This window comes from Planococcus maritimus, from assembly GCF_001592825.1.
GTDB classification, from domain to species: Bacteria; Bacillota; Bacilli; order Bacillales_A; family Planococcaceae; genus Planococcus; species Planococcus maritimus_C.
Map to the genome: position 1 here is coordinate 1,617,358 of NZ_LTZG01000001.1, position 16,387 is coordinate 1,633,744.

Genomic DNA, 16,387 nt, shown 5'->3' on the forward strand with positions numbered 1-16,387 from the left:
TCTCTGTTTTCGTAAACAGGAAGATGCCTTTTTATGCATATAATGAATTTTTCGCAGCATCAGCCGGGGCAGCAGTCACCCGTTTGATCCATTCTATGGATTTGTTAACGATGACATCCAATTCATAGTCCATTGACGCAATATGGTAGGAGTTATGGAGTTGATGCTTTTTTCTATGTTCTGAACGGATTTTGCTGAGAATATAGTCTGAGTTAGAAGGCGGCACGACATGGTCTTCAAGTGACTGGAAACACAAGGCGGGGCAGCGAACTTCGCCAAGTTTTGCGCGGACAACATCCATATAGCCGAGCAATTGCTGATATGCTTTGATTGGCGCCTGCTCATAAGTGATTTCCACCGCGTCCGCTTTTTTGATATCGGGCGCATCTTCTGTGACGTAAACGTGGGCCGGCTGATGGCGGAAATTTTCAAACTGGGGGATGTCGATTGCCGGATTGATCAACGCGATGCCCTCAATTTCAGGATGGCGGCTGGCCAAATCCAAGCTCAGAGTACCGCCCATTGATTGCCCGATGACAAAAACCTTTGCGCACGATTTTCTGAGTTCGGTATAGGCCCGCTCGACAGTCCCGAACCAGTCGTCATAAGAAAACTGTTCCAGATCCTTGTAATGCGTACCATGGCCCGGCAGCCGCGGACAGGAAACCGTATAGCCTTGTTTGCCAAGCGCTTCCCCTAATTCCCTAACGCTTTGCGGCGTGCCAAGAAAACCGTGGCACAATAAGATACCGGTACTATGGCCTTTCAGAAAGAAAGCTTCCGCCCCTTCGATGACAGGATATCGTTCATTCATGCAAGCCCTCCTCCAGTCGTTTTAAAATAAAGCCAATTATTTCAGCCTTCAGTGCAGCGAGTCAAAAAGCTTATTCATATTAGACTATATTTAAAACCTACTTGTCAACTAGGTTTTAATTGCAGAATGTGACTCCGGTCCATACGAGCGTTTTCGACGCCCGAGATGGTGGGCAACTCTTATCTTGCTTCTTCAATGCTGACCACTTGCTTCGTTTCGGCTGCTTTCATGATACCTAACATAACGGCCAGTGATCTCAAAGCCTCTTCTCCAGTGACGAGTGGCTCTTCATCTAAGCGGATAGCGTCGATGAACGCATCAATGACGCCGCTCGAAACCTGATAATCATTCCTTTGGATCGCTTCGAGCTGATAGTTCACTTTTTCGCCCGAAGCCAGGATGCGCTCGAGCTGATATTCGTCATCGTCGTAAATTTTCAGGATGCCCTTGTCGCAATAAATGACCGTGCTATTGTCCTCTTCGCCGTAATAGGTCCAGGAAAAGGCAGCAGTCCCGATGCTCCCTTTTTTAGTCCTCATGCTGCAAACGACGTTGTCACTCACTTCAATCGGCTCACCGAATTCATCCGTTTTGTGCAAAGCTCCCTGAAAGGCGCTTACTTGAACGATTTCGTCATCAAGCAAATAATGCAGCAAATCGATTTTATGAATGCCGAGGTCGCCGCCGACACCAAAACCCGAACGCTCTTTTTTGAAAAACCATGTCGACTTGGTCTTATTGATGCCCCAGGATTCCGGGCCTGCATGGCCGAAAGCGGTGCGGAAGGTCAAAACGTTCCCGAGCTCTCCTCCCGCTAGGATGTCTCGTGCTTTTCGGTGTGCAGGTGTAAACCGCTGATTGTGGGCGACCATCAGTTTTTTGCCGGACTTTTTCTGTGCCGCCAAAATTTCCTTGGCGTGCTCGATCGTTAAGGAGATCGGTTTTTCGCATAAGACATGCTTGCCGCTTAACAAAGCTTGCGTTGAGAACACATGATGCTGTTCATTCGACGAACAATCACTGATCGCTGCAATGTCGGGATCGTTAAATAACTCCTCGACACTTTTCACGTTGCGGCCGCCGAACCGTTCGACCATCGCTTCGGAACGATGGAGATTGCGGTCGTAAAAGACGATTTCATCCACGTATGGATTGGCTGTATATTCCGGTGCGTGGCGCATTTTCGTAATGGCCCCGCAACCGATGATGCCTACCTTGATGCCCATGCCATCCCCCCCTTTTGTCTCTATCCTAGATTGCAATATCCTCCCAACATACTCGAATTCGACTCAAACACAATCGCTGCTGTTGGTAGAAAATAAAGCAAAAAAACTACGAAAGAAAATGTTCCGCAGTCCTTTTTAGCTCAGTGCTTCTTTTCGTGAAGACGCCGGTGGAGCGCATGTACCTGTTCGGCAAGTTCTGGCACCGGCCCGTCTACGCGCGGCTCTACAAGTATGTCCCCAATCGATAAATTGCGCACAGGCGAAGGCGCGGCTCCGAGTTCTTTCATCCACTCGCCCAATTGCTCAGACGAACTGGCGTAAACGATACGGCCGAGGCCGACCCAGCCATGCGCCGCCGCGCACATCGGGCAATGCTCGCCAGATGTATAGACAGTTGCATGTTTCCGTTCTTCTGGGGCTAGATGTTCGGCTGCCCAGCGCGCAATCGCAAACTCCGGATGTTGCGTATGGTCACCTGATGCCACATGGTTATGGTCTTCAAACAGCACTTCTCCTTGTGCCGATACAAGGATCGAACCAAAGGGCTCGTCCCCTTTCTCAAGCGCCTGTTCGGCAAATTTTACACAGTGCTTTAAATGCTGCAGATCGGTCTCATTGATCACCTATACCACTCCTCCATTCTTTTCTCTGTCCAATACATATAACCTGTTTCTATCATTTTCACGCTCAATTGCTGAAAACTCAATTTCCCTATCTTATCTCCCCCCGTGCAAATGCAGGAATTCAGATTTTGTTTCTTGAATGGTATAAAGGCTAAAGAGGACGAATCGTTAAGCACTTCACACAAAACGGAGGGATTCATATGCAGTTAGGCGCTTTTTCTATTAGCTTGAACGTCCAGAACATCGAGGCCTCAAAAGACTTTTACGAAAAAATCGGTTTCAGCGTTTTTGGAGGCGACATCGAGCAGAAATGGCTCATCATGAAAAATGGCACGACCTCCATTGGCTTGTTTCAAGGGATGTTCGACAAAAACATCCTGACGTTTAATCCAGGCTGGGATGAACACGCACAGGAACTCGATACATTTACTGACATTCGGGAGCTGCAACAAGGCCTGAAATCCAAAGGGGTCGAGTTCATAAGCGAAGCAGATGCAACGGGCGAGGGCCCTGCGAGCTTCACGCTCGAAGACCCGGATGGCAACCCGATTTTGTTCGACCAGCACCGGTAACATAAAAAAGCGTTCACACCAGCCTACTTGTGTGAACGCTTCTTTTTATGTCTACTCCAATTCTTCTTCCGCCAACAACTTAAATCCTTCCACCACTGTATCCTCTTCCACTTCGATCAGGATGCAGCGCCGGCCCTTGTAATTGACTTGTTTGACGTAACGTAAGTCTTCGGGGCCGATCTTAATTTCGGCGACTTTCGTGTTGATCTTAATCGATTTGGCCCCATATTTCGGCACGATGTGACTGGCTTTCATCTCATACTGGCGGTCATCCGTCACTTGCTGGAACGCTTGCTCGACTTTCTCCGTGCTGATGTCTTTGATACCGCTCGCTTTCAAGACGCGCTCGACTTCCTTGGAATCGAGCATTGGCGCCGGCTCGTCCTCGTCTTCTGCTTCCACTTCGAGCATGCTGTTGATCTCGTCGTAGACGCCCGCGAGCGTTCTTGAATTGACCTCATCGCCGATCACTTGCTTGACGATTTCTTCAAACACCACTTTATCGTCTTCTGCGGTGGTGATTTCATCACCATTCAGCACGTTTTCGATAAACTGAAAATCCGGCTTATTGGCTTTGGCCGCTGAATACAGGATGCGGTTGACGTCTGCGGCATTATTCGTGAAGCTCGGAAACAAGAACCCGCCAACAGGCGACGACAGCTTGATGACCGGGTCCGCCATGACGTTCGACTTGAATTCCTTTTCAATAAAATCAAACACCAGCGACGATTTTGGCAGTTCGGTCTGATTCATGCTGCTGAGGACGAACGGCGTCGTATAGACTTCGTCGCGAAGCGCAGTTTCCGTTTCGTCGGGTTCGCGTTTCGTCGTCTTGAAATACGTCCCGCGGATGAACGTGATGACCATGTCTTTGTCGTATGGCGTTTCTTCGACCATCTTCAAGGCGACGCGCTGCATATTGTCTTTCCAGCCTTCTGCATCATCTGCGTGAAGCCCTTCGTACAATAGCGTTTGCGTATGGTCGGCCTGCCCTTCTTCCGGGCGCTGAAACTTCACTTCAAATAGCTTGATATCGAGCTTGCCTGCGAGCACTTTCTTAAAATTGGCCAAAAATAGCTCTTGCTGCTCGCGCTCGAGCATCGCAAACGAGCGGCCCTCCTCGTGGAAAATCTCACTTGTCTCTTGCTTAATATATACGTTGTAAATCTCGGCAATTTTCAATAAATCCGTCTCCAGCTTGAATTGCTTGCGGATCTCGGCAATGTCTTTTTTGTTCATCTCTATTTCCAACTCCCAGCTAATAAAATCCGTGTGTTTGCAAAAAAAAAAGAGCATCCAAGCCAAGTTGCTTTGGACACTCTTTTATTATAACAAGAATTTGTCAGGATACCGGCATTGCCCCTTGTGGATTTCCAAATCCTTTGTGTTTACAAAACCAATAGCAAGACAGGAATGGTAATGATGCTCGCCAAGGTGCTGACGAACATCGCACTCGATACCATATCCGGGTTCATATTGAATTTGATGGCGAGCAGCGTCGTCGTGGCAGCAGCTGGTGTCGCTGCAGAAACTAACAGCACTTTCACTTCCAGTGATCCACTCGGATACAACCAGGCCAACAGCACAAACGCGATGGCTGGGAACGCGATTAATTTCAGCACGGCCGCTGTCCCGATGAACTTCAGCACGGTTTTGATCTGAATCGAGGCCAAGGTGATCCCGAGCAGCGTCAACAGCACCGGCACCGCCGCCTGCCCCAGCAAGTCCGTCGCATTGCCAAGCGCTTCAGGAACCGCAATGCCCGTTATTTTCAGGATCAGCCCGATGGCAATGGCGATAAAGCCGGGCATGCGGATGATGGTAATGAAAATCGCCGTCTTGGACACATCTGCGTGATTCGATGCGTAATAAATGCCGGCTGAATTCATCAGCAAAGATTGCATAACCACATAAATAATCGCAATCGCCATACCTTCATCCCCGAAGGCGAACAACACGATCGGCAAGCCATAGTTTCCTGTGTTTGGAAACGCGCTCGCGAGCATCATTGTATTGCGGTACGACAGATCCCATCCGAATACGAAGCCTAGAAATGTGATCAGCCCTGCAAATAAGACAAACAGCAAGACTGCAAACAGCACAATTCTTCCTAAATCCCCTAAATCCAACGAAGATGTGGTGACAGAATGGAAAAACAGAGCTGGGCTGAACACATAGATGCACAGATCAGACACGGGCTTCTTTTCAATATCCATGAATTTGCCGACAAAAAAGCCGATCCCGAGCAAGACAAAAACCGGCAAAATGACATTGATGATTTCACTGACAATCATGGCGTTCACTCTCCATCAGAAAGAGGGAAAGGATTTCTCCCCTCCCCCAAAGTCTACTTTATTAAATGAAAAACGGGATAAAGATACTGGCCAATAACAAGATTAACGCGCCGCCGAGGCGGGATGAAATCTGCGCAAATGGCATCAATTCCATGCGTCTTGCCGCAGACAATACCGCCACATCACCGGTTCCGCCCATATTCGCCATGCATAATCCTGCCGTGATGGCCGCTTCGATCGGGTAAAAGCCCATGAATTTCCCGACAACTCCTGCTCCCACAACAGCCCCGAGGACGACAGCCAAGACAATCAGTACATACTCAATGCTCAAGGCATTCAGCACGGCTTCGAGATCGGTATAGGCGACCCCGATGCCCACTAGCAACGCATTGGTCCAATTGCGCGCCACGAACTCATACCACTGGCTCGCGCCTTCTACGATGATTTCTGGCATGACGTTCGCAACTTTGAGAGCTGCCACTAAAATGATCATGATGGCGTACGGATGAAGCGGGATGAAATCACCCAATATATTCCCTAAAATATAAAACGATACAGCAGCCAAGACGCCGATGCCCATTTTCGCCAAATCATAGCTCGGTGTTTCTTTTTTCTCGTAATGGAAATTGCGGATCAGTTGGCCATTCCCTGTCAAGCTCGGATATTTATTGCCGATCAAGTTCAATACGCTCGCCAAAATGATGGCGAAGACGTTCCCGAGCGCTAAGGCCGGGACGAGTATCGACAAGTAATAACCCGGTTCATTGCCGAGCATTTCCGAATACACTTGCGACATCGGCACAGCACCTGCACCCATTCCGCCGCCCATGATCGGCATGGCGATGACAAGCACCGCTTCTTGAACACTAAACCCTAATACCATGCCGACTAAGGCAGCCAGACCAACCGCTCCTGCAACCGCAGCGAGCAATGGCAACGCATAGCGGACGCCTGCTTTTACCAAGATCTTCGATTCCATCCCTAAAATACTGCCTGTAATCAAAGCCGCAATATAGAAGTTGAGAAAGTCTCCGTCTTTCATGAATTCCGTAATCCCCGCCGTCGTGCTTTCGGGCATAAGACCACTATAGACCATATAAGCAGACCCGAAAATAGCGACAATGGCGCCGCCTCCAAGGAAGGTGCGGACAATCGGCATATGATTGCCGAACCAGCCCAGTAATTCTCCGAGCACCATCGTAATGAGCAATGCGCCGATCATGCCAGCTGGCAAATTTTCTGTATACATTGCATAAATCGCAATAGCTGCGAAAATCCCAAACCACAGAATCGGCATATTGAAAATCGTGAATTTGTCTTTCAAATTTCTCGCTGGTAGCTGCGGCGGGATCTTATTTGTTTCCTTCATCGTTCGACACCTCGTTTTCTTGAACTTGCGCCTCATTAAGGTAAGCGCTTTCACTGTATTTCATATTTTAGATAACTTTCAGATAACTTATAGCTTATGAAACTATTGATTTTATTGTAATTAAAAAAAGCAGCCGCTTTGGCTGCTTTTTATGAGGTGTTGAGAAATCGTATTTTCCGAAGCTCCATCCTCACTTTCAAAGATAAGGATCGAGACGATGGGCGTTTTCTGGGACTAAACGGTATTGATAGATGGGCCGGCCGACGCCGTAGGTCAAGTCTTCCTGCAAATAGCCGATGGCGCTGAGGAATTTCAGGTATTTCCGGACGGAGACCCTGGAAATTTGGGCCGACTGCGCCAGTTCATCTGTTGAAAACACCGCGGCATCTTTCGCCAGGATCACTTGCTGAATCGTCTGCAAGGTCGCTTTGGTCAACCCTTTTGGTAATGATTGCACCGACGTTGACGGAGAAACAGATGGCTGTTTTCTGCCGAGCAGGCTGTCGATTTCCTGTTGGCTAATTTGTTTAGCATCGTGCAGTTTATGGAAATTGCTTTGATATTGCAGGAGTGCTTCCTGGAAACGGCTGAACTCGAAGGGCTTAATCAAATAATCGGAAGCCCCGAGCCTTAAGGCGTGCTGGATTTGCTGGATTTCAGAGGCCGCCGTGATCAAGATGACGTCGAGGTCCTGCTGTTGTTCGCGGAGCATTTGCAAAAATTCGATGCCGGTCAGCCCGGGCATATGGATGTCGAGCAACACCAAATCAATGTCTGATTCAGCCAGGATCGCGATGGCATGCTGGGCGTTTTCGGCAGCACCGATCACCTCGAAACCTTCCATCCGCCCGACGAATTGCCGGTTCAAGGCAGCAACCATCGGGTCATCTTCTACTATCATTACTTTAATCATCGGTTTCACCCCTTGCTTCATACGGTAACACCAACTCAAACGTCGTGCCTTCGTTTTCCTCGGAAGCCACTTCAATTGAGCCTTCGAGTTTATCTACGCTATTTTTCACTAAATGCAACCCAAATCCACGGTGGTAGCCCTCTTTGCTAGAGACGCCCTTTTCGAACATCGTTTCCTGCAATTCCGTGTCGATGCCGGTTCCTGTATCGCTGATCGTGATCGTCAGTAATTCATCGATATAGGAAAAAGTGGCGTGCACCTGTTTATGTTCAGTCGCTTGGACATTGTCGATTGCGTTGTCGATCACATTGCCGATAATCGTAATTAGCTCGTGTGTGACCGAGGGATCGTCTGGTTTTGGGATATCGGTCTCGCAGCTGATTGAAAGATTAACTTGCGCTTCTCTCGCGAAACTGATTTTCCCGAGAGTAAAGCCTGCCAGCACCGGATCTTTGATGGAGCGCGTCACATTTCCGACTTCCACAGCCTGATGTTGGACCAATTTCACGATAAATTGCGACACTTGCTCGTATTGTTCCATTTTGATTAAGCCAAGCAAGACATGCAGTTGATTCATAAATTCGTGCGATTGCGCCCGCAAAGTTTCTGCATACATCTCAACACCGGTCAGCTGTTCGGCAAGCACATCGATTTCCGTCTTGTCCCGGAAAGTGATCATCGCTCCGATTACTCGGCCATCCACCAATAACGGCACTTGATTCGACAGGATGGCCAAGCCATTGAGCTCTTGTTCCTCATCCAACACAGTGCGTTTTTCAAGTAATACACGGTCTGCCATAAGGCCTGGCAGAAATTCATGGATGTCCTTGCCGATCGGCTCACGGTCCTTAAACCCCGCTTTTTCGAACAGCTCTCGTGCAGATCGGTTGGAAAGCATGATGTGCGAAGCTTGGTCGATCGCGATGACGCCTTCGTAAACGGATTGAAGCATCTGGTTGCGTTCTTCATGGATGCGTGCGATTGCAGAAGGTTCCAGCCCGAACAAACTCTTTTTTATATAACGCGCCAAAAACAAGGCGCCGATAATGCCGAATAACAAACCGCTTAAGGAGCCGATCCACAGCGTCTGCCGGTTTTGCCCAACCGCTGCTTCTACTTCCTCTAAGGAAATACCGACCGCAACCGCGCCGACTTGATTGTCGTTTTCATCAAACACCGGTGTGAATGCACGGACCGATTGACCAAGCGTCCCTTCTGCCCGCGAGGTGTATTCCTCGCCTGCTAGCACGCGAAGTTCATCGCCCCCGGCGAATGCTCTGCCGATATTGTCTGGATTCGGATGCGATTTGCGGATGCCTTCCATATCCATAACTACGACAAATAACACATCGGCAGCCTGTTGCACAGCCAGCGCGTAATCCTGGATATTCGCTTCCGCCGCTTCCCTCTTGAGGCCTTCATGAATGACTTCCGACTCTGCCGCTGTCCGGGAAATGCTGACGGCTTTGTCTTCGAGCTGCTGTTCGATCCGTTCGCCCGATGTATCGGCCACTAGCAAATTTGTAATCGCCAGCGACACCAGTACCACCAATAAAACAAATAGAAGAACAATGGTATTCAATTTGAATCGCGATAAAAATGCCATGATGCACCTCATTCTTTACTGCCGAAAAGTTCTGGTAAACAGATGTTTCTACTATAAGCCAAATCCATCGTAAAGAAAATCACGAGGATGAACTAAAAAAGCAGCCGCAAATGTATGCAGCTGCTTAGCTTGCTGGTGATTCACGTCGCAATCCCAACAGACTTCTTGTCATAAGCTGAATCTTTCAGCGCCTTCAAGATAAAATGCGCCACGTCCGCGCGTGGAATGGTTCTTGATTTCCCTGGCACACCTGTCTCTGCTTCCCGGTACTTTCCGCTAAAGGAATCATTGGTCAAGCCCATCGGCCGGACGATTGTGTAATTCAGCCCCGCTTCTTCAATCGCATCAACAGCAGCGCGGTGATCGATCAGCACTTGCTTTAATACACCCATCATCACTTTCCCGCCAATGCCTGGGAGTTCATCGTTAATACCCGCAGAGGCCGTATAGACGATACGCTTGACGCCATGCTGTTGCATGCCGGCCACCATGTTTTTCGCCATCGTTCGCAGATCGTCTGATTTTTTCATGCCTTGATTCGAACCTAAGCAAGACACCACTGCGTCATGTCCAGCAATCGCTGCGGCGACTTGTTCCACGTGGAACGCATCTCCTTGGACGACCGTTAAGTTGTCCCCCGTCACTTTTAATTTATCAGGAGTTCTCACAAACGCTGTCACATCAAAGCCTTGCTCCATAGCTTGTTGGACGGCCAACCGGCCTACACCGCCCGTTGCCCCGAATACGATGATTTTCATCAGGCTTCACCTTGCTTTCTTAGGGTTTTATTCAAGTTATAACTGCTCGGAAAGAGTCAAAGCGCTTCGACACGGTCCGAAATCACCTTGACCGCCTTCAAAATTTCCGCGACGAACACTTCTCTGTCCACGCTATGCAGCACGTGGACGTTTGGCTCTTTTCCTGTCCGATTCGTATAATCCACCACCGTCGCACCCGCTGTCACACCTTCGAGCGAGGTTTCCACAAAGCAGTCCTGTCCTTCAAACAATTCCGGTTTCAATAAACACATGACCGCACAGACATCGTGGAAATGCAGCACCTGGTCGTAATTCTCCTCATGAAAAGGCGTTCTTTTGATAACATCCAAATAATACGTGATAAGGCCATACGCCTTCTCGGCAAATTCTGTGCCGATCTCCAACATGCCTTGCGCTTCTTTTAAGGTTACGAACGCTTTATGTGTCACATCCAAGCCGCTCATGACGACCGGCACGCCCGAGCGAAAGACGATTTCCACCGCGTGCGGGTCGACATACGCATTAAATTCAGCGGACGGTGACATATTGCCGCCCACTGCCGCTCCGCCCATCCACGAAATGCGCTCGATTTTCGGCTTGACTTCCGGATGCGCCAAGAGCAAGGCCGCCACATTCGTCAACGGGCCGGTGGCGACTAAAGTCACTTTCTCTTCACTCGAAAGTAGAGTTTCCCGCATCGCGGCAACCGCCGGACGAGCACTTACTGGCAAAGTCGGTGGTGGAAATTCAATGTTTCCGAAACCACTTTCCCCGTGAATCTCTTCTGCCATCTCGAGTTCGCGGAACACCGGCTGCTCTAAACCGCGCGCCACTTCCACAATCGCACCGATGTAACTCAAGAACGTGCGTGCATTGTAATTCGTCTTGTCCTGTGAAATATTCCCCGAACACGTTGTCACTAAGCGCACATCCAATTTGTCCTCATGCGCAAACGCCAAGGTCAGCATCATCGCATCGTCAATCCCCGGGTCTGTATCGATTATGATCGGCAATCTGGCCATCCCTCAAAACCACCTTTTCTTCTCTAATAATGTTCAGTTTACGCTAGTCGGTGCGCGGAGTGAACTATTAGCCCCGGATCCCAAAAGCCACCACAGTCAGGGACGGTGATGGCTTTGCTGGTATGTATTAATAAAATTCGATAGAGACCTCCGTGTAACCTTGCATATTCAGGAACGCCGTCAGCAACTCTTCCGTTCTTTTATCCGCTTCTTCCAAAAAACCTTGCTCAATTTTTTCTTCCTCAAGCTGTTTTTTGTTTTCATTTACTTCGTCGAACACTTTTTGAGTTGGATAGTCTGAGAAGATATTGCCTTTAACATCTGTTACTGCTGTTTTCTCTGTTTCTACCACATTATCGAGTATCTTAGCTTTTGGAACTCTAAGGGATATTTTTTCGGATCCATCATCATCCGTTACTTCCAGTCCTGAAAAGTTAGATCCTGCCTTTAAGTACCCGGAATACTCGATTAGCTTGATCGCCTCCACAAAATTTATATCTGTAAATGGAATATTTTTATTTTCACCTGTCCGGCTTACGAATGCGTATTTGTACTCGTACTTTAATGTCGTCCATTCCGACAATTCTACAATTCGCTCCTGGATCAAACCCGTTTCGGAACTATTGTTGGTGGTAACCTTGAAGAGATCCATTTGAGCAAATGCAAATAAAGCTCCCGCTATTAAAATCAAGGCCACCAATACGCCCGCTGCAAACTTTTTCATCGTTTCATTCCTCCGTTATGTCTCTACTTAACTGCTTTCCTATTGATAGCCCGTTGTAAAAATTGTTTACACGTATTGAAAAATGAGTTCGCCTTCTTCTGTTCCCGCCGGCGCAAACGCCAATTTTTCGAGCAACTGAATGGAAGCCAGGTTTTGCGGAGAAGTTCCCGCTAAAATTTTGAGCCCCGGATACGACTGCTGGATCCACTGAATCATTGCCTGGACCGTTTCAAACGCATAGCCTTGTCGTTTAACAGCTGGATGGATGGTATAGCCGATCCAACAGGCATCCGCTTCCTTTTTAATAAACACATCCCCAAGTAAGCAGTCGTCGGCTTTATGGATAATGGCTAATTGGGCACCCTTTTCCACCGAGGGTTCTCTCACTAACACTTCCTTATATTCTTCTCGAGTCAACCCTTTAAAATATTGAAATTCCATCCATTCGGGATCATTGCGGTATGTAATAAAAGCATCCAAATCGCTTTCAAGAAAAGGCCTGATGTAACACCTATCCGACTCAAATACAGCTTGCCTTTGATTGTCTTTCTCCATCTTTTGCGTTCCTCCTCGTGGGCTTCCACCGCTTATGAGCGCGCTTGTATCTCTTTGATGCTTTTGCCATCCAAGAACGCATGGCCCGTCTGCATATTCAAGACGGTCTCGAATCCAGAGCGGGCATACACTTTTTCGACCCGTTCGTTAATGGGATGCACCCACAATTTTTCCAGCTCCATCACTTGTGCTTCCTGTTGTATGTATTCGAGCAACGCGCCAATTAACCCTTTTCCCCTGTACGCTCTAATGGTCGCGACACTTTCAACTCTCCCCTGGCTGCCGTGGACAAACAAGCAGGCAGAAGAACACGGGACGCCGTCGTATTTCAAGACGTAATGGCGGTAGCGCGGATCGTTGAATTCCGTCTCAAACGCTTTTTCGCGCACCGCTTTCCCGCCAAACTCTTCAATTTGGCATTCCACCGCCAACGCTTCGTCGTAATTTCGTTCGGTCACTTTTTCAATGGCAATGTGTTCATTGAACGGAACCGGCGTCAGTTGCTGGTTCCACAACTGAATCGGCTGTGAAAACTGTTCGATCTGAAACCCGCTTTCTTTCAATGTCCCGATAAAGGAGGTCAAAGACTCGATATTTCCCAAATAAAACCGGGGTGTGATTCTTGACGCCCGGTAAAACGAAACGACTTCGCTAATGATTTTGTCAGGCTCCCCCGGTGGCTGGTTCACATAAGCGTGGTTGGCATCATAATAGTCCGGCTGCTCGGGGTTGCTGAACAACGCGCCCCAAGGCCGGTCGTGCTTTTTGGAAAAAGACTGCAATAACGCAAAGTCCAGCTCCTCTATCTGCTTTTCTAATTCCATGCCTTCTCCCCCTTTTTCGTTTTTTTTTACCGTCTAAGTGACCAGTACCTAAATTTCCTCTAGCGAAGCGATTGCTATATACTGATTATACAGAATTTACTATGATATTTGGAGGAGATCAGATGATGTTCGAAGACAAAGTGGTCATTGTAAATGGTGGAACGGATGGAATTGGCAAGGAAGTAGTTCGGTTTTTTTGCAAAGAAGGCGCTAGCGTTCACTTTACGGGAAGAGACCGTGACAAAGGAGCACAAGTCAAGAGTGACTGCGACGGAAACGCTCACTTTCACCAAGTCGATAACAAAAATCCGGAAGAAATCGAAAGCTTTTTTAACACACTGAAAACTGAAGGACAGACAATCGACATTCTCTTTAACAACGCCGGTGTTCTCTCTACCGGAATGGGGCCCTTGTCTCGCGTAAAGCTAGATGACTGGAATCAGTTGATTGCCGTCAATCAAACAGCGATTTTTCTCTACATGAAATATGCGTTGGCCGTGATGGGCAAGCAAAAACATGGCGTCGTGATCAATAATGCAGCGATCCTTGGAAACGACAAAGTCAATCCGATGCTGCCAGCTTATAGCGGCACCAAAGCAGCTGTCGTCGCGATGACTCAAAGCTCGGCCCTTCGTTTTGCCAATCAAGGCATCCGCGTCAACTGCATCTCCCCCGGCCCGACAGAAACCGACCTGGCCATCAAGGCATACGGCGGAAAAGAAAATTACGACAAGCAATCTCAGGGGCATCCTAGAGGAAGTTACGGGAAACCGAGCGAGATCGCAGAAGTCGTGCTGTTCTTGGCTTCAGACAAGGCATCTTATATAAACGGGGCGGAAATCGTTGTAGATGGTGGGTATTCGTTAAAATAAATAGACTTGGGAAACAGAATAAAATTATTTTCCTGTCGGATGAAACAAATTTATTTTTTACAGTTTTTCATAAGTAGCGCTTGATTAATTCAACAAAGCAAAAAGGTTCATTCTTCTCATTAAAAGAAGAATGAACCTTCAAAGTGTTGAAGAACTCTGATAGACAGATATTAAATTGAAAGCTAACGATCTTTTCGACATTCAAAAATCAATGACCTATTTAAGTATTTGGAGAAGCGTTTGCTCGACTCCTGTGGGACTAGCGGGTTTGAGAGACCCCGCAGGAACGCAGTGACGAGGAGGCTCGATTCCCGCTCCACGGAAAGCGAGCAATAAGCTTCGGAAAATACAACTACTTTACTTTCTCGACAAGCTAAAGGAAAATACATCCGCCTCAGGATTCTATTATAAGAAGGAAAAGGCAGGTGTTTTCTAAAATCTAATTGTAATACAGGTTCTCAGTTGGATAGACCGGATCATTGGTGATGTCGATACCAAGCTTCTTAAAGGTCTGTTCGTTTTCTCTATTCAATATAACCGTAGAATGAGCCTGGGTGTCTTTTAAATGTGGCAATTGCTTATAAGCCAGCTCTGAAGTAGGATTGGTGACCGCACTGATTGCCAGTGCAATGAGCACTTCATTGGCGCTTAATGTCGGGACGCGGCTATTCAAGTCATCGGTTTTCAAGCGTTGAATCGTTTGTAAAATCACCGGCGACAACAAATCAATTTCATCGGAAATATTGGTCAATCTCTTCAATCCATTCAGAATCGCGGCTGCCGAAGCATCCATCAAAGTGGTCGTTCGACCTGTGATCATCTCGCCATTCGGCAGTTCTAACGCAATGACGGCTTGTAAATTCGTGCTGTCATTTTGCGCTTGGACTTCTTTCGCATAATTACGTGCCGGCCATACAGGTGCCCGATCCTCTTTCTTTAAACCGGTCTCTTCTAAAATCACTTGCATGTGGCGCACACTGTCTTCATCGGCAAGCCCTTTTTTATAATCGTTCTCTACGATGAAACTGCGCCGAATGATTTCCTGCTTGGCAGCTTCCTGGACAATCTGGTCGTCAGTAATGCCCGATTTCAGGCGATTGACCCCCATATCAGTCGGTGAGCTGTAGACAGACTCTTTGCCGGTAATCCGTTCAATAATCCGTTTGATGACAGGAAAGGTCTCAATATCACGATTGTAATTGACCGCTACTTTCTCATACGCTTCATAATGATAATTATCAATCATGTTTACGTCTTTCAAATCGACGGTAGCCGCTTCATAAGCGATGTTTACTGGGTGCTTTAACGGCAAATTCCAAACTGGAAAAGTCTCAAACTTGGCATAGCCGACTTCATTTCCCAGTTTGTTCTCGTGATACATTTGGTTAAGGCAGGTGGCAAGCTTTCCGCTTCCTGGGCCAGGGCCCGTTACTACTACGATTGGTTTTGTCGTTTTAATATAAGGATTCGTCGCAAATCCTTCTTCCCCAAGGACCGCCTCCACGTTTGCCGGATAACCTTCGATTTCGCGGTGAATACAGACGTTCATTCCGCTTCTCTCAAGCTTTGTCATAAATACTTTGACTGTTGGCTGCCCTTGGTAACGGGTGATCAAGACACTGTTGACAGAAATGCCGTATGCCCGGTATTCATCGATTAAGCGCAGGACATCTTGGTCATAAGTGATGCCGTAATCTTCCCGAACTTTGTTTCGTTCGATGTCTCCAGCATAGACACAGATAATGATTTCCGCCTTTTCTTTCAGTGTATGCAATAGTTTGATTTTGGCATCTTCATCAAATCCAGGCAACACGCGCTTGGCATGTTTGTCGCCTATCAATTTCCCGCCAAATTCCAAGTAAAGTTTATCGTACTGCTGCACCCGTTCCAGGATGTAGGCTGATTGTTCTTGCAAATATTTCTCCGAGTCAAATCCAATTTTTTTCATTAAATTCAGTCCCACCTTCTATACTTCAAGCTCTCTTAACCCGAATGATAAAACGCCTTAATAGATACTTCCAAATAAAAATCCATTCTTTATCATGATAAATTTTTGAAAAAAAGTAAATTGGTCCAATTGCATCATTGATAAGGCTATCCTCATAAGACATTAAGCTTTCCATGGATGTATCCAATTAAAATAATAAAACTCAGTCCAAAGTTTAGCATATCCGAATGATCAAAATCTGTTTCCTTTAGCTAGTTTCAATAACTG

At 47.5% G+C, this 16,387-nt stretch carries 16 protein-coding genes; 2 read left to right on the forward strand and 14 right to left on the reverse strand.

Annotated features, from left to right (window positions below; translation table 11 throughout):
* Window positions 1-31: 31 nt before the first annotated feature.
* From AY633_RS07960 to AY633_RS07970, 3 genes are all read right to left on the reverse strand, one after another.
* Window positions 32-814: an alpha/beta hydrolase gene (locus AY633_RS07960; protein WP_068487781.1), complete on the reverse strand. Its 783-nt coding sequence runs from the start codon at window positions 812-814 to the stop codon at window positions 32-34.
* A gap of 179 nt (window positions 815-993) precedes the next feature.
* Window positions 994-2,040 (reverse strand): Gfo/Idh/MocA family protein, encoded by a 1,047-nt coding sequence (locus AY633_RS07965; protein ID WP_068487782.1) that lies wholly within the window; start codon window positions 2,038-2,040, stop codon window positions 994-996.
* Between the two features lie 140 nt (window positions 2,041-2,180).
* Complete coding sequence (locus tag AY633_RS07970) at window positions 2,181-2,663, reverse strand: nucleoside deaminase (protein WP_068487783.1); 483 nt, start codon at window positions 2,661-2,663, stop codon at window positions 2,181-2,183.
* A 200-nt stretch (window positions 2,664-2,863) separates the two neighbouring features.
* Between AY633_RS07970 and AY633_RS07975 the strand changes: the two genes are divergently transcribed.
* Window positions 2,864-3,235 carry a VOC family protein gene (locus AY633_RS07975; RefSeq protein WP_068487784.1) on the forward strand — a complete coding sequence of 124 codons (372 nt, stop codon included), beginning with the start codon at window positions 2,864-2,866 and terminating at the stop codon, window positions 3,233-3,235.
* A gap of 51 nt (window positions 3,236-3,286) precedes the next feature.
* Here AY633_RS07975 and AY633_RS07980 read toward each other — a convergent pair whose 3' ends face one another.
* The 10 genes from AY633_RS07980 to AY633_RS08025 form a co-directional block, all read right to left on the reverse strand.
* On the reverse strand, window positions 3,287-4,474 hold the full coding sequence (locus AY633_RS07980) for a DUF4317 domain-containing protein (RefSeq protein ID WP_068487785.1): 1,188 nt from the start codon (window positions 4,472-4,474) through the stop codon (window positions 3,287-3,289).
* Window positions 4,475-4,623: 149 nt separating this feature from the next.
* Window positions 4,624-5,529: an AEC family transporter gene (locus AY633_RS07985; protein ID WP_068487786.1), complete on the reverse strand. Its 906-nt coding sequence runs from the start codon at window positions 5,527-5,529 to the stop codon at window positions 4,624-4,626.
* Window positions 5,530-5,590: 61 nt separating this feature from the next.
* The gene (locus AY633_RS07990; RefSeq protein ID WP_068487787.1) at window positions 5,591-6,898 is read right to left on the reverse strand and encodes a 2-hydroxycarboxylate transporter family protein; all 1,308 of its coding nucleotides are present in this window, start codon (window positions 6,896-6,898) and stop codon (window positions 5,591-5,593) included.
* A 196-nt stretch (window positions 6,899-7,094) separates the two neighbouring features.
* Window positions 7,095-7,811 (reverse strand): response regulator, encoded by a 717-nt coding sequence (locus AY633_RS07995; protein ID WP_068487788.1) that lies wholly within the window; start codon window positions 7,809-7,811, stop codon window positions 7,095-7,097.
* Entirely contained in the window at window positions 7,804-9,417 is a 1,614-nt protein-coding gene (dcuS, locus tag AY633_RS08000) for a DcuS/MalK family sensor histidine kinase (RefSeq protein WP_068487789.1), read from the reverse strand. Before dcuS ends, AY633_RS07995 begins: the two co-directional genes overlap by 8 nt.
* A gap of 140 nt (window positions 9,418-9,557) precedes the next feature.
* Window positions 9,558-10,175 carry an NAD(P)-dependent oxidoreductase gene (locus AY633_RS08005; RefSeq protein WP_068487790.1) on the reverse strand — a complete coding sequence of 206 codons (618 nt, stop codon included), beginning with the start codon at window positions 10,173-10,175 and terminating at the stop codon, window positions 9,558-9,560.
* A gap of 56 nt (window positions 10,176-10,231) precedes the next feature.
* Entirely contained in the window at window positions 10,232-11,197 is a 966-nt protein-coding gene (locus tag AY633_RS08010; RefSeq protein WP_068487791.1) for a nucleoside hydrolase, read from the reverse strand.
* A gap of 127 nt (window positions 11,198-11,324) precedes the next feature.
* The gene (locus AY633_RS08015) at window positions 11,325-11,921 is read right to left on the reverse strand and encodes a DUF4230 domain-containing protein (protein ID WP_068487792.1); all 597 of its coding nucleotides are present in this window, start codon (window positions 11,919-11,921) and stop codon (window positions 11,325-11,327) included.
* Window positions 11,922-11,987: 66 nt separating this feature from the next.
* A complete protein-coding gene (locus AY633_RS08020) occupies window positions 11,988-12,476 on the reverse strand; it encodes a GNAT family N-acetyltransferase (RefSeq protein WP_069576989.1) in 489 nt (162 codons plus the stop codon).
* Window positions 12,477-12,508: 32 nt separating this feature from the next.
* Complete coding sequence (locus tag AY633_RS08025) at window positions 12,509-13,300, reverse strand: GNAT family N-acetyltransferase (RefSeq protein WP_068487793.1); 792 nt, start codon at window positions 13,298-13,300, stop codon at window positions 12,509-12,511.
* Between the two features lie 122 nt (window positions 13,301-13,422).
* On the opposite strand from AY633_RS08025, the gene AY633_RS08030 reads away from it, so the two are divergent.
* Window positions 13,423-14,172 carry an SDR family NAD(P)-dependent oxidoreductase gene (locus AY633_RS08030; protein WP_068487794.1) on the forward strand — a complete coding sequence of 250 codons (750 nt, stop codon included), beginning with the start codon at window positions 13,423-13,425 and terminating at the stop codon, window positions 14,170-14,172.
* A gap of 439 nt (window positions 14,173-14,611) precedes the next feature.
* Here AY633_RS08030 and AY633_RS08035 read toward each other — a convergent pair whose 3' ends face one another.
* Window positions 14,612-16,120: a DUF1846 domain-containing protein gene (locus AY633_RS08035; protein WP_068487795.1), complete on the reverse strand. Its 1,509-nt coding sequence runs from the start codon at window positions 16,118-16,120 to the stop codon at window positions 14,612-14,614.
* Window positions 16,121-16,387 lie beyond the last annotated feature (267 nt).

What these genes read in the sequence shown, in the direction of transcription:
- AY633_RS07990 (WP_068487787.1), bottom strand. Translation starts at nt 6,898, where the DNA reads ATGAAGGAAACAAATAAGATCCCGCCGCAGCTACCAGCGAGAAATTTG.
- AY633_RS07995 (WP_068487788.1), bottom strand. Translation starts at nt 7,811, where the DNA reads ATGATTAAAGTAATGATAGTAGAAGATGACCCGATGGTTGCTGCCTTG.
- AY633_RS07960 (WP_068487781.1), bottom strand. Translation starts at nt 814, where the DNA reads ATGAATGAACGATATCCTGTCATCGAAGGGGCGGAAGCTTTCTTTCTG.
- AY633_RS08015 (WP_068487792.1), bottom strand. Translation starts at nt 11,921, where the DNA reads ATGAAAAAGTTTGCAGCGGGCGTATTGGTGGCCTTGATTTTAATAGCG.
- AY633_RS08020 (WP_069576989.1), bottom strand. Translation starts at nt 12,476, where the DNA reads ATGGAGAAAGACAATCAAAGGCAAGCTGTATTTGAGTCGGATAGGTGT.
- AY633_RS08035 (WP_068487795.1), bottom strand. Translation starts at nt 16,120, where the DNA reads ATGAAAAAAATTGGATTTGACTCGGAGAAATATTTGCAAGAACAATCA.
- AY633_RS07965 (WP_068487782.1), bottom strand. Translation starts at nt 2,040, where the DNA reads ATGGGCATCAAGGTAGGCATCATCGGTTGCGGGGCCATTACGAAAATG.
- AY633_RS07975 (WP_068487784.1), top strand. Translation starts at nt 2,864, where the DNA reads ATGCAGTTAGGCGCTTTTTCTATTAGCTTGAACGTCCAGAACATCGAG.
- AY633_RS07985 (WP_068487786.1), bottom strand. Translation starts at nt 5,529, where the DNA reads ATGATTGTCAGTGAAATCATCAATGTCATTTTGCCGGTTTTTGTCTTG.
- AY633_RS08025 (WP_068487793.1), bottom strand. Translation starts at nt 13,300, where the DNA reads ATGGAATTAGAAAAGCAGATAGAGGAGCTGGACTTTGCGTTATTGCAG.
- AY633_RS08005 (WP_068487790.1), bottom strand. Translation starts at nt 10,175, where the DNA reads ATGAAAATCATCGTATTCGGGGCAACGGGCGGTGTAGGCCGGTTGGCC.
- AY633_RS08030 (WP_068487794.1), top strand. Translation starts at nt 13,423, where the DNA reads ATGATGTTCGAAGACAAAGTGGTCATTGTAAATGGTGGAACGGATGGA.
- AY633_RS08010 (WP_068487791.1), bottom strand. Translation starts at nt 11,197, where the DNA reads ATGGCCAGATTGCCGATCATAATCGATACAGACCCGGGGATTGACGAT.
- dcuS (WP_068487789.1), bottom strand. Translation starts at nt 9,417, where the DNA reads ATGGCATTTTTATCGCGATTCAAATTGAATACCATTGTTCTTCTATTT.
- AY633_RS07980 (WP_068487785.1), bottom strand. Translation starts at nt 4,474, where the DNA reads ATGAACAAAAAAGACATTGCCGAGATCCGCAAGCAATTCAAGCTGGAG.